Source organism: Sphingobium xenophagum NBRC 107872, from assembly GCF_000367345.1.
Taxonomy (GTDB): Bacteria; Pseudomonadota; Alphaproteobacteria; order Sphingomonadales; family Sphingomonadaceae; genus Sphingobium; species Sphingobium xenophagum.
The window spans coordinates 13,930-28,663 of record NZ_BARE01000020.1 but is presented as its reverse complement, the minus strand read 5'-3'; the positions used below and the strand labels follow the sequence as shown (position 1 = coordinate 28,663).

At 65.9% G+C, this 14,734-nt stretch carries 13 protein-coding genes and 1 riboswitch; of the genes, 11 read left to right on the top strand and 2 right to left on the bottom strand.

Annotated elements, in window-relative coordinates; genetic code table 11:
• The first annotated feature begins 48 nt into the window (after positions 1-48).
• The 6 genes from SX1_RS11315 (at position 49) to SX1_RS11290 (ending at position 8,330) form a co-directional block, all read left to right on the top strand.
• Positions 49-501, top strand: coding sequence for a formate dehydrogenase subunit gamma (locus SX1_RS11315; RefSeq protein ID WP_019053069.1), 453 nt, complete (start codon positions 49-51; stop codon positions 499-501).
• On the top strand, positions 498-2,147 hold the full coding sequence (locus SX1_RS11310; RefSeq protein WP_019053068.1) for a formate dehydrogenase beta subunit: 1,650 nt from the start codon (positions 498-500) through the stop codon (positions 2,145-2,147). The genes SX1_RS11315 and SX1_RS11310 overlap by 4 nt, the downstream gene beginning before the upstream one ends.
• Complete coding sequence (fdhF, locus tag SX1_RS11305; protein ID WP_019053067.1) at positions 2,144-4,990, top strand: formate dehydrogenase subunit alpha; 2,847 nt, start codon at positions 2,144-2,146, stop codon at positions 4,988-4,990. The genes SX1_RS11310 and fdhF overlap by 4 nt, the downstream gene beginning before the upstream one ends.
• A gap of 10 nt (positions 4,991-5,000) precedes the next feature.
• Positions 5,001-5,234 (top strand): formate dehydrogenase subunit delta, encoded by a 234-nt coding sequence (locus tag SX1_RS11300; protein ID WP_017183867.1) that lies wholly within the window; start codon positions 5,001-5,003, stop codon positions 5,232-5,234.
• Positions 5,231-6,025: a formate dehydrogenase accessory sulfurtransferase FdhD gene (gene fdhD / locus SX1_RS11295; RefSeq protein ID WP_019053066.1), complete on the top strand. Its 795-nt coding sequence runs from the start codon at positions 5,231-5,233 to the stop codon at positions 6,023-6,025. Before SX1_RS11300 ends, fdhD begins: the two co-directional genes overlap by 4 nt.
• A 68-nt stretch (positions 6,026-6,093) precedes the next feature.
• Positions 6,094-6,313, top strand: a riboswitch (cobalamin riboswitch).
• Between the two features lie 172 nt (positions 6,314-6,485).
• Positions 6,486-8,330, top strand: a complete 1,845-nt coding sequence (locus tag SX1_RS11290; protein ID WP_026149681.1) for a TonB-dependent receptor plug domain-containing protein — start codon at positions 6,486-6,488, stop codon at positions 8,328-8,330.
• A 37-nt stretch (positions 8,331-8,367) separates the two neighbouring features.
• Here SX1_RS11290 and SX1_RS22615 read toward each other — a convergent pair whose 3' ends face one another.
• The gene (locus SX1_RS22615; RefSeq protein ID WP_043145595.1) at positions 8,368-9,270 is read right to left on the bottom strand and encodes an ABC transporter substrate-binding protein; all 903 of its coding nucleotides are present in this window, start codon (positions 9,268-9,270) and stop codon (positions 8,368-8,370) included.
• Positions 9,271-9,347: 77 nt separating this feature from the next.
• Here SX1_RS22615 and SX1_RS11280 point away from each other — a divergent pair, with 77 nt between their 5' ends.
• On the top strand, positions 9,348-10,343 hold the full coding sequence (locus SX1_RS11280; protein ID WP_019053063.1) for a FecCD family ABC transporter permease: 996 nt from the start codon (positions 9,348-9,350) through the stop codon (positions 10,341-10,343).
• Complete coding sequence (locus tag SX1_RS11275) at positions 10,337-11,110, top strand: ABC transporter ATP-binding protein (protein ID WP_019053062.1); 774 nt, start codon at positions 10,337-10,339, stop codon at positions 11,108-11,110. The genes SX1_RS11280 and SX1_RS11275 overlap by 7 nt, the downstream gene beginning before the upstream one ends.
• A gap of 28 nt (positions 11,111-11,138) precedes the next feature.
• Here SX1_RS11275 and SX1_RS11270 read toward each other — a convergent pair whose 3' ends face one another.
• A complete protein-coding gene (locus tag SX1_RS11270) occupies positions 11,139-12,344 on the bottom strand; it encodes a penicillin-binding protein activator (RefSeq protein WP_017183873.1) in 1,206 nt (401 codons plus the stop codon).
• An 11-nt stretch (positions 12,345-12,355) separates the two neighbouring features.
• Between SX1_RS11270 and rsmI the strand changes: the two genes are divergently transcribed.
• The 3 genes from rsmI (at position 12,356) to gshB (ending at position 14,658) form a co-directional block, all read left to right on the top strand.
• On the top strand, positions 12,356-13,198 hold the full coding sequence (gene rsmI, locus SX1_RS11265; RefSeq protein WP_019053061.1) for a 16S rRNA (cytidine(1402)-2'-O)-methyltransferase: 843 nt from the start codon (positions 12,356-12,358) through the stop codon (positions 13,196-13,198).
• Positions 13,195-13,548 (top strand): YraN family protein, encoded by a 354-nt coding sequence (locus SX1_RS11260; protein ID WP_017183875.1) that lies wholly within the window; start codon positions 13,195-13,197, stop codon positions 13,546-13,548. Before rsmI ends, SX1_RS11260 begins: the two co-directional genes overlap by 4 nt.
• Before the next feature lie 135 nt (positions 13,549-13,683).
• Complete coding sequence (gene gshB, locus SX1_RS11255) at positions 13,684-14,658, top strand: glutathione synthase (RefSeq protein ID WP_017183876.1); 975 nt, start codon at positions 13,684-13,686, stop codon at positions 14,656-14,658.
• Positions 14,659-14,734 lie beyond the last annotated feature (76 nt).

The following is a 14,734-nucleotide window of genomic DNA, read 5'->3' as shown; positions in this document are numbered from 1 at the left end:
CCGCCGCACAATCGCGGCAAAAGCTGGGCCATAAGGCAGGGTATCGGGATGGAAGAGTTTATCGAAGGCTGGACTGCGCGTCATGGCGCAACCCGCGACCAGTTGCTGCCGCTGCTGCATGCGGTGCAGGAAGAGGCTGGCTATGTCGCGGACGCTGTCGTGCCGGTCATCGCCCGCGCGCTGAACCTGTCGCGCGCCGATGTGCATGGCGTCGTCACCTTCTATCATGATTTCCGCCGGACGCCTGCGGGCCGCCATGTCGTGAAACTGTGCCGGGCCGAAAGCTGCCAGGCGCGGGGCGGCGCGGCGATCGAGGCGGCGGCGGCGCAGCGGCTGGGCGTGGCGATGGGGGAGACGCGCGGCGATGGCGCGATCAGTCTGGAGCCGGTCTATTGCCTGGGCCTGTGCGCGGTCGGGCCGAACGCGCTGGTCGATGGTCGCCCGGTCGCGCGGATCGACGGTGCGGCGCTGGACCGGATCGCGGCGGAGGTGGCGGCATGAAAATCTATGTGAGCCGCGACATGGCGTCGGTGGCGCTGGGCGCGGACGCTGTCGCGCAGGCCTTTGCCGATGCGGGGCGCGAGGTGATCCGCACCGGATCGCGCGGGCTGTTCAGCATCGAACCGCTGGTCGAGGTGGAAACGGCGCAAGGCCGGATCGGCTACGGTCCGGTCGGGCCGGGGGATGTCGCGGCGGTGCTGGATGGCAGCCACGCCAACCGGCTGGGCCCGGTCGACCAGCATCCATTCTTTGCGGGACAGCAGCGCTTCACCTTCGCCCGGTGCGGCGTGATCGATCCGGTCAGCCTGACCGAATATGCGGCGCAGGACGGCTGGAAGGGGCTGGAGGCGGCGCGCGCAATGACGCCTCAAGCCGTGGTCGATGCGGTCAAGGCGTCGGGCCTGCGCGGGCGCGGCGGGGCGGGGTTCCCGACCGGCATCAAGTGGCAGACGGTGCTGGATGCGCCTGCGGGCGACAAATATATCGTCTGCAACGCCGACGAAGGCGACAGCGGCACCTTTGCCGATCGTATGCTGATGGAGGGCGACCCCTATTGCCTGATCGAGGGCATGGCGATTGCGGCCCATGCCGTGGGCGCGCGCCATGGCTATATCTATATCCGTTCCGAATATCCCTTTGCCATTGCCACGATGCGACTGGCGATCGATCATGCCGCCCATCTGATCGCGCCTTTCACGCTGGAAGTGCGCGAAGGGGCGGGCGCCTATGTCTGTGGCGAGGAAACCGCGCTGCTCGACAGCATCGAGGGCAAGCGCGGACAGGTGCGGGCCAAGCCGCCTCTGCCTGCGCTCAAAGGTCTGTTCGGCCAGCCGACGGTCATCAACAATGTGCTGAGCCTGGCGGCCGTGCCGTTCATTCTGGCGGAAGGGGCGGAGGCCTATGCCGCCGTCGGCTTCGGCAGGTCGCGCGGTACGATGCCGGTGCAACTGGCTGGCAATGTGCGCCATGGTGGCCTGTATGAGATCGGCTTTGGCATCACGCTGGGCGAACTGGTGAACGATGTCGGCGGCGGCACGGCCAGCGGGCGGCCCGTACGCGCGGTGCAGGTGGGCGGGCCGCTGGGCGCCTATTTCCCGCCATCCATGTTCCATCTGCCCTTCGACTATGAAGCCTTTGCGGCGGCAGGCGGCCTGATCGGCCATGCCGGGATCACGGTGTTCGACGACAGCGTGGACATGGCGCATATGGCCCGTTTCGCCATGGAATTCTGCGCGGCGGAAAGCTGCGGCAAATGCACGCCCTGCCGGATCGGATCTACGCGCGGGGTGGAGATTGTCGACCGGATCATGGCGGCGAGACCGTCTATTTCCCGTCGTCATCCTGACGAAAGTCAGGATCCAGAGTCCCGCAATGCAAGGTTGGATGATGCCGCCCTGGATGCTGACTTTCGTCAGCATGACGGGAAGGGGGGCTATCTTGGCAAAGCCCTCTACTCTCGCGCGCCATCCCGCATCGATACGTCGCTCGACGCGCAAACCACGCTGCTGCGCGATCTGTGCGATACGATGAAATATGGCTCGCTCTGCGCGCTGGGGGGCTTCACCCCCTATCCGGTGCTGAGCGCGCTCGATTACTTCCCAGAAGATTTCGGCGCGCCCGCGCCGTTGAAGGAGGCTGCGGAATGACCTTTACCCGCGAAACCGACCATGGCACGCCCGCTGCGATTGCGACCGGCAAGTCTGTCACGCTGACCATCGACGGGCAGGCGATAACCCTGCCCGAAGGCACCAGCATCATGCGCGCGGCGTCGCTGCTGGGCGGCTCCATTCCCAAGCTGTGCGCCACTGACAGCGTCGAAAGCTTTGGTTCGTGCCGCCTGTGCCTGGTTGAGGTGGAGGGCCGCAACGGCTATCCCGCGTCCTGCACGACGCCAGTGGCCGAAGGCATGGTGGTGCGCACCCAGACCGACCGCCTCAAGCAGTTGCGGCGCGGGGTGATGGAACTGTACATCTCCGACCATCCGCTCGACTGCCTGACCTGCGGCGCGAACGGGGACTGCGAATTGCAGGATCAGGCTGGCGCAGTCGGCCTGCGCGACGTGCGCTATGGCTATGATGGCGCGACCAATATGGGGCAGGCGAAGGACCAGTCGAACCCCTATTTCGATTTCGATCCCAGCAAGTGCATCGTCTGTTCGCGCTGCGTGCGCGCCTGTGACGAGGTGCAGGGGACGTTCGCGTTGACGATCGAGGGGATGGGGTTCGATTCCAAGGTTTCCGCGTCGCAGGGCGAGGGATTTCTGGGGTCCGAATGCGTGTCCTGTGGCGCCTGCGTGCAGGCCTGTCCCACCGCGTCGCTGATCGAAAAGAAGGTCGTCGAAGTCGGCACCCCCGACCGCGCCGTCGTCACCACCTGCGCCTATTGCGGCGTGGGCTGCACCTTCCGCGCGGAAATGCGGGGCGAGGAACTGGTGCGCATGGTGCCGTGGAAGGACGGCAAGGCCAATCGCGGCCATAGCTGCGTCAAGGGTCGCTTCGCCTGGGGCTATGCCCAGCATCAGGACCGAATCCTGAACCCGATGATCCGCGCCAGCATCGACGAGCCATGGCGCGAAGTGTCGTGGGACGAGGCGATCGCCCATACGGCCAGCGAGTTCCGTCGCATCCAGGCGAAATATGGCACCCGCTCAATCGGCGGCATCACGTCCAGCCGCTGCACCAATGAGGAAACCTTCCTTGTCCAGAAACTGATCCGCCAGGGTTTTGGCAATAATAATGTCGATACCTGCGCCCGCGTCTGCCACTCGCCGACCGGCTATGGGCTGAGCCAGACCTTCGGCACGTCGGCGGGTACGCAGGATTTCGACAGCGTGATGCAGTCGGACGTCATTCTGGTCATCGGCGCGAACCCGACCGACGGCCACCCCGTGTTCGCCAGCCGGATGAAACGGCGCTTGCGGCAGGGGGCCAGGCTGATCGTCATGGACCCGCGCCGCACCGATCTGGTCAAATCCCCCCATATCGAGGCGGACCATCATCTGCCCCTGCGCCCCGGCACCAATGTCGCGATGCTGACCGCGATGGCGCATGTCATCGTCACGGAGAAGCTCTATGACGAAGCCTTCATCCGCGAACGGTGCGACTGGGATGAGTTTGCCGACTGGGCGGAGTTTGTCTCCCAACCCGCCCGTTCGCCCGAAGCGATCGAACCGCTGACCGGCGTGAAGGCGGACGAGGTACGCGCTGCCGCCCGGCTCTATGCCACAGGCGGCAATGGCGCGATCTATTATGGCCTGGGCGTGACGGAGCATAGCCAAGGCAGCTCGACCGTGATGGCCATCGCCAACCTGGCCATGGCGACCGGCAATGTCGGGCGCGAAGGCGTGGGCGTGAACCCGCTGCGGGGGCAGAATAATGTGCAGGGTGCCTGCGACATGGGTAGCTTCCCGCATGAATTTTCCGGCTATCGCCATGTGTCCGACACGGCGACGCGGCAATTGTTCGAACGCACATGGGGCGTCAGCCTGGACGCCGAGCCGGGGCTGCGCATCCCCAACATGCTGGATGCCGCAACCGACGGGACGTTCAAGGGGCTGTTCGTGCAGGGCGAGGATATTCTTCAGTCCGATCCCAACACCCATCATGTCGCGGCGGGGCTTGCAGCGATGGAGTGCGTCGTGGTGCAGGACCTGTTCCTCAACGAAACCGCCAATTACGCCCATGTCTTTCTGCCGGGATCGACCTTCCTGGAAAAGGACGGCACCTTCACCAACGCCGAACGGCGCATACAGCGGGTGCGCAAGGTGATGGCCCCGCTCAATGGCTATGCCGACTGGGAAATCGTGCAACTGGTGGCCAACGCCATGGGCCTACGGTGGACCTATGATCACCCCGCGCAGATCATGGATGAGATCGCCGCGCTCACCCCGACCTTTGCGGGCGTCCATTATGATCGGCTGGAGGCGGAAGGATCGCTGCAATGGCCCGCCAATGATGCCGCGCCCGACGGCACGCCGACCATGCATATCGACGGTTTCGTGCGGGGGAAGGGCAAGTTCGTCGTCACCGACTATGTGCCGACGGACGAAAAGACCGGCCCGCGCTTCCCGCTGCTGCTGACGACGGGGCGCATCCTGTCCCACTATAATGTCGGCGCGCAGACGCGGCGGACGGCAAACACCGCCTGGCATCCGGAGGACCGGCTGGAAATCCATCCGTCCGATGCGGAGAATCGCGGGATCAAGGAAGGTGACTGGGTTGCCCTGAAAAGCCGGGCGGGGGAAACCACGCTGCGTGCGCAAGTAACCGAGCGGGTTGCGCCGGGCGTGGTCTATACGACCTTCCACCACCCCGAAACCCAGGCCAATGTCATCACCACCGACTATAGCGACTGGGCGACCAACTGCCCGGAATATAAGGTGACGGCGGTGCAGGTGATGCCATCCAACGGCCCCAGCGACTGGCAACTCGACTATGCCGATCAGGCCAGGATGAGCCGCCGCATTGCGCCGTTGGAAGCGGCGGAATAGGATCGGCCCGATGAGCGACGAAAATGACGTCATGTCCACCGCCGACCGGCTGATCTACATGGCCAACCAGATTGCGCGCAATCTAGCGGCGCAGGGCGATGCGGAGGCGGTTGCGTCCACCGCCAGCCATATCGCCAGCTTCTGGGACCCGCTTATGCGCGCGCGGATCGTGGCGCTGGCGGCGGAGCAGCCCGACGCCCTGTCGCCGATCGCGGCGCAGGCCGTGCGCCGGATCAGCGCTTGAAGCAGGGCGGCGACGCGCTGACCTTCACCCGCCTGGCCCGCGATGGACAGGGCGAAGCGGTCGAACGGGTGCTGGCCGATGAAGTGCCGGTCGCGATCGAATTCAACGGCATCGGCTATGCGGTGCTGATGGCGACGCCCACTGATCTGACCGATCTGGTGCTGGGCTTTGCGCTGGCGGAACGGCTGATCGGGCCGGACGATGCGCCGTTCGACGTCGATACCCATGATACCGATCAGGGCATCGTGGCGCGCGCGACGCTGCCGCCATCGCGGACCGATTTGTTGCTGGACCGGGTACGGCACCGCGCGTCCGATTCATCGTGCGGCCTGTGCGGGATCGAAAATCTGGAACAGGCGATTCGGCCCCTGCCGCCAGTGACGACGCGATCGCGCGCCGACCGGGCGGCGATCTTTCGCGCGCTCGATGGGCTGGCGGCGCATCAACCGCTCAATGCCGCGACCGGCGCGGCCCATGCCGCCGCCTGGGTCGGCGCGGACGGGGCGATCCGTCTGGCGCGGGAGGATGTCGGGCGGCACAATGCGTTCGACAAGCTGATCGGCGCGATGAAGCGCGCAGGCGCGGGCTGGGACGAGGGCTTTGCGCTGCTGTCGTCACGCTGTTCCTATGAGCTGGTGGAGAAAGCGGTGCTGAGCCAATGCCCGCTTTTGGTGACGATTTCCGCCCCCACAAGGCTGGCGGCGGAGCGCGCGGCGGCGGCGGGACTGCCGCTCGTCGTGCTAGCGCGACGCGATGCCATGTTGCACCGGGGCAACGCCCCGCTGACGTAGCGAAACAGCCGCTTGGCAATGCCACGCCTTTGCCCTACAGCGCGTCGCGTGAGGGGGGCTCGCCTTCCTTGCAGCTAGATCGCGCCGGTGTCCCGCAAGGGGCTGAAAATGGGAATGCGGTGCGGGCGTGGAAGCGCCCTATTCCGCAGCTGTCCCTGCAACTGTAAGCGGTGAGCATGATGCATAAGGGTCGCAAGACCCGGCCACTGGACGCCAATGTCTGGGAAGGTTCGTGCATCATTGCCCTGACCCGTGAGCCAGGAGACCTGCCGGCGTCTGGTCGCTCTTGCCCTGATCCAGGGGATTGGTCATGGCACGGTGGTTTTCCGTCGAGCGACGCTGTGCGGCCGGGGCCGCATCGTGCCGTGCGGCGGGGGCTGGCGTCATCCCGCATCATGGCGCGACCGCGTGCGCGGACGCCCTGGCCTTGAAGTCGCATGGGACGCTCAGGGCATATATCATGGTAAGAACAGGGATTTCTCTCATTGCGCTGCTGGCGGCAACGCCCGCTCTGGCGCAGGACGATGACATCATCGTCACCGCATCGGGCATCGAACAGTCGCGCGACGAAGTGGGGCAGGCGATCACCGTCATCGACGCGCAGACTATCCAGACGCGGCAGGCGGTCGATGTGGTCGATCTGCTGGCGACGACGCCCGGCGTTCGTTTCAACCGTAACGGGTCCACCGGCGGCGTGACCGGCGTATCGCTGCGTGGCGCGGAAACGACGCAGACTCTGGTGCTGATCGACGGGGTGAAGGTCAATGACCCCAGCGGCATCGGCGATGGGTATGATTTCGGCCATTTGCTGACCGGCAATATCAAGCGGATCGAAGTGCTGCGCGGCTCCAACTCGGTCGTCTATGGCAGCCAGGCGATCGGCGGCGTGGTGAACATCATGACCGGCGTGCCGGTGGACGGCTTCGGCGCGAACGCCTCGGTCGATTATGGTTATAGCGATACGGTCAATGCCAAGGCGGACGTGTCCGGCACGAGCGGCATCGCGTCGGGCGGTGTGGGCGCGGCCTATTTCCGCACGGACGGCATTTCATCGGCCGCGGGCGGCACGGAAAAGGACGGCTATGAAAATATCGCCACCAACGCGCGGCTCAAACTGGCGTTCAGCGATGCGCTGAGCCTCGACCTGCGTGGCTATTATATCCATGCGGATCTCGACTATGACAGCTTCTTTGGCGCACCGGCCGACAGCAGCGATGTGAGCAAGCTGGACCAATATGTGGGCTATGCGGGCCTCAACCTGGCTTTGCTGGATGGCAAGCTGACGAACCGCGCAGCCGTCACCTATCTGCGCAACGACCGCGACTATTATTTCGTGCGCGGTACTGACCCGGATTATGGCTATTCCGGCACCAATCTGCGCTTTGAATATGAAGGCGTCTATGCCCCGGTCGATCAGGCCAAGCTGGTATTCGGCTACGAGCATGAACGGCCCGACTATGATTTCTTCGGGTTCGGCAGCACGTCGTCGGCGAAGATCAATATCGACAGCGTCTATGCGCTGGCGATCGTCAAGCCCTTTACTGGCCTGTCGGTCACGGGCGGTGTGCGGCATGACGATCATAGCCAGTTTGGCGGCGCGACCACGTTCGGCGCGAATGCCAACTATTCGCCCAATGCAGGCGCGACCAATTTTCGCCTGAGCTATGGCGAAGGGTTCAAGGCGCCCTCGCTCTATCAGCTGTACGACATGTTCAGCGGCAATAGTGCGCTGCGCCCCGAACGGTCGAAAAGCTATGATATCGGCTTTGACCAGAGCCTGGATGGTGGCCGGGCGATCCTGTCGGTCACGGCGTTCCGCCGCGACACGACCGACCAGATCAATTATGACAATGCGACCTTCAGCTACAGCAATCTGGACCGCACCCGCGCCAAGGGCGTGGAGGCGAGCATTGCCTTGAAGCCGGTGGACGCGCTGACCGTGACGGGCAGCTATAGCTATGTCGATGCGCGCGACCGGTCAGCGGGATCGGCCAATTTTGGTAAGCGTCTTTTGCGACGTGCGGCCAATGCGGTCAGCGTCTCGGCCGACTATGTCTGGTCGTTCGGCCTGTCGACCGGCGCTACCCTGACCATGGTGAGTGATAGCGACGACCTGAATGCCAGCCGGAGTCGGATCAAGCTCGACGGCTATGCGCTTGCCGGTTTGCGCGCCTCGCTGCCGCTGGGCGAGCATCTGGAAGTCTATGGCCGGATCGACAATCTGTTCGATGAAGCCTACGCCACGGCCTATGGCTATGGCGTCTATGGCCGCTCCGCCTTTGGCGGCGTGCGTGTCCGTTTCTGATATGGCACAAGGGGGGACGGGCGCGCTGCTCGTCCCTTCACCTTGGCGCGTTCAAACGCGCCGCGCTTTTGCTCCGTGGCGCCCCAAGTTGCGCCACGCTTTTGCTCTGTGGCGCCCCAAATTGCGCCACGCTTTTGCTGCGTGGCGCCCCAAGTTGCGCCACGATGGCCCGCGCCGCCTGCACATAGGCCGGGCCGCCGCACACGGTCCAGCTTTGCGGCAGGCTGATGCGCGGGATGGATTTGATCGCCGGATGCTGGAGCATTTCGGTCCCCTGATCGACCACCGCTTCGCTGCCGCTTTCCACGATCAGCCAGTCGGGCCGCGCCGCGACCATCGCCTCCAGCGATACCTGCGCCAGCGCAGGCTTGCCGAGTTTTGCGGCCAGATTGGTCAGCCCGACCCGATGCATCAGGTCATCGACCAGCGTGCCGGTACCGGTCATATAGCCGCGCCGCTGATAATAGGCGGCAACGCCGCCGCGCTTCGCTTTCGGCAGCGCCGCCAGATCGCGGTTCATCTGCGCAATCAGCTTTTCGCCCCGGTCGACATGGCCGACCGCGCGCGCGACCTGCCGTATCTGGTCCTCGATCGCGCCATAATTGTCCGCACTGGCCAGGCCCAATGTGGTCCATTGGCCCGGCGGCGCTCCGGCGACCATGTTCGGCCCGATCGGATAGCCCAGGATCAAATCGGGGCGGATCGCCAGCACCTCTTCCGAAGCGCGGCGCAGCGTACGATAGCCGCGCGCCTTGTCCGCCGCCGCCGACAATTCGGGATCGAGCGCATTGCTGCTGAGCGCCGCGATCTGGCCCTTGTCGGCCAGCGCGATCAGATATTGATCGGCGCACACGTTGAGAGACACGATCCGCCGCGGCGCAGCGTGTGCCGTGCCGGTGAGTGTCAGGGCGGCAATGGCGAGGATCAACGGACGGATCATGGAGCCTGTCTTGTAGTAGGACCTGTTCCTGCCTTCGCAGGAACATGGCGCTTTGCCAACCGCCAAGGGGGGCGTCCATGACGGCCCGCCGCCATCCCTTGCTCGTCCCTGCGCTGCTGATCCTGCTGGTCGGCGCGGCGATGGGATCGGTGATGCTGGGGGCCGTCGCGATCAGCCTGGCGCGGATATGGGCGGTGCTGGCCGGCGGCGGCGATGCGGTCGCCCGCGCGATCATCATCGACCTGCGCCTGCCGCGCATGCTGCTGGGCCTGCTGGTGGGCGCGATGCTGGGCCTGTCGGGCGCGGCGTTGCAGGGCTATCTGCGCAACCCGCTGGCCGAACCGTCCGTGCTGGGCGCGTCCAACGCAGCGGCGCTGGGCGCGGTCTGCGCGCTCTATTTCGGCCTAAGCGCGTTGCACCCACTGGTCCTGCCGCTGCTCGCCATCACCACCGCGCTTGTCGCCATTGCCGGGCTGTTCCTGCTGGCCGGTCCATCGGAAAGCCCGCTGACCCTGATCCTGGCGGGGATCGCGGTCGCGACGCTGGCGGGTGCGGGCATCAGCCTGTCGCTCAACCTGTCGCCCAATCCCTTTGCCGCGATGGAGATCATGACCTGGCTGATGGGCAGTCTGGAAAACCGCAGCTATGTGCATGTCCTGGTCGCCTTGCCCTGCATCGTGATCGGCGCGGCGTTGCTGCTGGCGGACGGGCGGACGCTGGACGCGCTGACATTGGGGGAGGAAGGCGCGCAGGCGCTGGGCGTGAACCTTAATGCCGCGCGGTTGCGCATGATGCTGGGCGTCGCGATCGGCGTGGGCGGCGCGGTGGCGGTGTCCGGCGCGATCGGCTTTGTCGGCCTGATCGTCCCGCATATCGTCCGCCCGCTGACCGATCGGTCGCCATCGGCGGTGCTATGGCCCTCACTGCTGGGCGGCGCGGTGCTGCTGACGCTGGCGGATATTGGCGTGCGGCTGATCCCGTCGGTCAATGAACTGAAGCTGGGGGTCGTCACCGCGATGCTGGGCGTGCCGGTGTTCCTGATCCACCTGATGCGGGAGCGACGGCTATGGTGAGCCTGACGGTAGAAGGGCTGTCCGTCCGGCTTGGCCGTCATGTGGCGGTGCGCGATGTCGCGGTGACGCTGGGGCCGGGCCAGCTGGTCGGCATCATCGGTCCCAATGGCGCGGGCAAGTCCACGCTGATCCGGGCGATGCTGGGCCTTGCGAAGCCGCGGGCGGGCCGGGTGCTGATCGACGGGCAGGATGTGGCGCGGATCGACCGGGGGGCGATAGCGCGCGCCATCGCCTATCTGCCGCAGGGCCAGACATTGCACTGGCCGCTCAGCGTCGATCGGCTGGTGGCGCTGGGGCGGCTGCCGCATCTGGGGCCGCTGTCCCGCCTGTCCGACGCAGATGAGGCAGCGGTCGAGGCAGCGATGGCGCGGGCCGATGTGCTGCACCTGAAAGGAAGGATCGCGACCGAATTGTCCGGTGGGGAGCGGGCGCGGGTGTTGCTGGCGCGGGCGCTGGCGGTCGGGGCGCGCGGGCTGATCGCCGACGAGCCGCTGGCGGCGCTGGACCCTGGACATCAGATCGACGTCATGAACCTGCTGCGGGACGAGGCGCGCAGCGGCGCGCTGGTGGTGACGGTGCTGCATGACCTGAGCATGGCGGCGCGCTGGTGCGACAGGCTGCTGCTGATGGATGGCGGCGCGCTGGTCGCCGACGGCGCGCCGATGGACGTGCTGACCACCCAGGCGCTGGCCGATGTCTATGGCATCACCGCCTGCATCGATCCGGGCAATGGCTGGCCCTTGATCCTGCCGACCGGGCGCATCTAAAATCCTCCCCTTGCAGGGGAGGATGATTTCATTCCGCGAAGCTGCGGGGAGCAGGCGCGATGACCGTGACTGCACCAGCCCCCACTTCGGACACTTCCAGCGCACGTTCGGCGACGCCGTTGCGGCCAAAGCGGAACGCGCCGTCAATGCCCGAAAAGCCGCCCGAATCGCGCAGGCGCGTGGTGGGGAAGGGGCTGCCGGGCTTCCAGTCCTGCGCGATCCGCACCGTCAGCAGGACCGAATCATAGCCGAGCGAGGACAGGCGGAAGGGCGCCGTGCCGTAGCGGGCGCGATATTTGCCCGCGAGCTGGCGATAGAGCGTGTCCGACACGCTGGCGAACCATGCGCCGCGCAGCACCGGGCTTGCCGCCAGCGTGCCGTCCGTATTCCACAATTCCGTGCCGAGCAGGCGGGCCGTCGCGCCGCCATTTTTGCGCACGATCGGGGCGATCTGGATCGCGACCTTGCCGCTGTCGGCGATCAGCAAGGCGTCATAGCTGGACGAGGCCTGCAATTTCTTCACCGCTGCGGTGATCGAGCCGGGGCTACGATCGAACGTCTGCATCGACACGACGGTGCCGCCCGCCTGTTCGACGGCGCGCAGCAGCGCATTGCCGGCGCGTTCACCATAGGTGCCGCGCGGAATGAGCGCGGCGAACTGCGACAGCCCCTTGTCATGGGCGAAACCCACGACCCGCTCGATCGACTGGTTGGGGTTGTAACCCATGATGTAGACGCCATTGCCCGCGACGCTGGCGTCGTTGGAAAAGCTGATCACAGGCACATTGGTGCGCGCGGCGATCGGCCCCACGATGCGGGCGTCCTCCGCCAGCAGGGGGCCAAGGATCAGGCGGTTGCCCTCGGCCAGGGCGCGGTTCGCCGCGGCTGCGGCGCCGGGCGCGGTGTCGTAGGTGGTGATGCGGATCTTGTCGGTCCGGGTGTCCATCAGCGCCAATGTGGTCGCGTTGGCGATCGACTGGCCCACGGCGGCATTGGGGCCGCTCATCGGTACCAGCAGCGCGACGCGGTGGCGCAGCGTATCGGTCGGCAGACCCTGGGTCACATCAGGGCCGGTCGGTCCTGTCGGGCCGGTCGGGGTGACGGGGGCCGGTCCCTTGGGCACGATCGACTGACAGGCGGCGAGCAGCAGCGTGCCCGCGGCAAGCACAATGCGCGTGCCGCGTTTCAAAGAAGCGAACAAGTCCGCTTGCCGGGAGGCATCCGTCTCTGTCATCTGGCGTCCTTATGGAAACACAATCATCGGGTCTTGAACCTGGGCTTTATATCGTTGCTGGGCCGATCGGCAACCTTGGTGACCTTACCCCGCGCTCGGCGGAGGTGCTGCGGCTGGCCGATGTCGTCGCCGTGGAGGATACGCGGGTGAGCGCGCGGCTATTGCGCCATGCAGGTTCGGACCGGCCGATGATCCCCTATCATGACCATAGCGGCGAAAATGTGCGGCAAAGGCTGGTCGACCGGATGGCGGGCGAATCGGTCGCCCTGTTGTCGGACGCAGGAACGCCGCTCATTTCCGATCCGGGCTACAAGCTGGTGCGCGATGCGCGGGCGGCGGGACGGCGGATCACGACCCTGCCCGGTCCCAGCGCGGCGATCGCGGCGCTGACGCTGTCGGGCCTGCCGACCGACCGTTTCCTGTTCATGGGCTTCCTGCCCAGCAAGGCCAAGGCGCGCGGCGATGCGCTGGACGAGGTGGCGGGGCTGCGGGCGACCCTGGTCTTCTATGAAAGCGGCCCGCGCCTGTCGGAAAGCCTGTCCGCCATGGCCGCCCATCTGGGCGACCGGGACGCGGCGGTCAGCCGGGAAATCAGCAAGGCCTTCGAGGAAACGGCCTGCGGCACGTTGAGCGAACTGTCCGCCCGCTACGCCGACGCGCCGCCCAGGGGCGAAATTGTGGTGACCGTCGGCCCGCCCGGCGAGGCTGCGCCGGCCAGCGCCGAGGATGCGGATGCGGCCCTGCTGGAGGCGCTGACCCGGCTGTCGGTGTCGAAGGCGGCGGGCGAGGTCGCGAAGAAACTGGGGCTGGACCGGCGCACCCTGTATGACCGCGCGACGGAATTAAAGGGGTGAAGCGGGAAGCGGCCGAGCGACGCGGACGTCAGGCCGAGCGGATCGCCGCCTGGTGGTTGCGGCTGAAGGGCTGGCAGATTGTCGGACGGCGGATGCGGACGCCAGCGGGGGAGGTCGATCTGGTCGCGCGCAAGGGCGCGATGCTCGCCTTTGTGGAGGTCAAGGCCCGCGCTACGGCGGCGGAACTGGACCTGGCGATCGACGAGCGGCGGTTGCGCCGGGTCGCGGCGGCGGCGGAAATTCTGTGGCATGATCTGGCCAAAGCGGGCGACGACATGCGAATCGACGTCATCCTCCTTGCGCCGGGCCGTGCGCCACGCCATCTGGCCAATGTCTGGCATGGGGGGTGATGTGCCTCTCCCCCCAAACCGTTCGGGCTGAGCGAAGTCGAAGCCCTCGCCTGAGCGCCAGCGAAGGCAAAGCACCTCGCTAACGCTCGGCGGAGCCCTTCGACTTCGCTCAGAGCGAACGGAAAAGGAATGAAGATGACGCAACTGAACCCCCTGACCGTCGCCGTCCAGATGGACCCGATGGAGGGCATCAAGATCGCGGGCGATTCGACCTTTCACATCATGCTGGCCGGGCAGGCGCGGGGGCACAGGCTCTACCATTATCTGGCGACCGACCTGACCTATCGCGATGGCCGGGTGCTGGCGAAGGCGCGGCCGGTGAATGTGCAGAAGGTGGAAGGCGACCATTTCGCTTTTGGCGAGCCGGAAATGCTGGACCTGGGGCGCGATGTCGATGTCGTGCTGATGCGGCAGGACCCGCCCTTTGACCTGAGCTACATCACCGCCACCCATTTGCTGGAGCGGGTGCAGGAAGAAACATTGGTGGTCAACGATCCGGCCAGTGTCCGCAATGCGCCCGAAAAGCTGTTCGTGCTGGACTATGCCCGCTTCATGCCGCCGACCATGATCACCCGTGACCTGGCCGAAGTGCGCAGCTTCCTGGCCCAGCATGGCGAGATCGTCGTCAAGCCACTCTATGGCAATGGCGGCGTCGCCGTTTTCCATGTCGGCAAGAATGGCGCGAACCTCTCTTCGCTGGTGGAAATATTCAAGGCGTCATGGGTTGAGCCGTTCATGGTTCAGGCCTTCATCCCCGGTGTCGCGCAAGGCGACAAGCGTATCGTCCTGATCGACGGCGAGGTCGCGGGCGCGGTCAACCGGATTCCGGGTGCGGGCGAAATCCGGTCCAACCTGGCGGTTGGCGGATCGGCGGCCAAGACCGTGCTGACCGACAGGGAGCGGGAAATCTGCGACGCGATGGGACCGGAACTCAAGGCGCGCGGCCTGCTGTTCGTGGGCATCGACGTGATTGGCGGCGAGTGGCTGACCGAAATCAACGTGACATCGCCCACCGGGATCGTGTCGATCGATGCCTTTGACGGCACCGATACGGGCGGGATGATCTGGGACGCGATCGACGCGCGGCTGGCGGCGCGGGCGGCGGCTTGAGCAAGTTTTTGTTTTCATCCTTAACTCTAGATCCGTTCGGGCTGAGCCTGTCGAAGCCCTCTACTGAGCGAAGCGA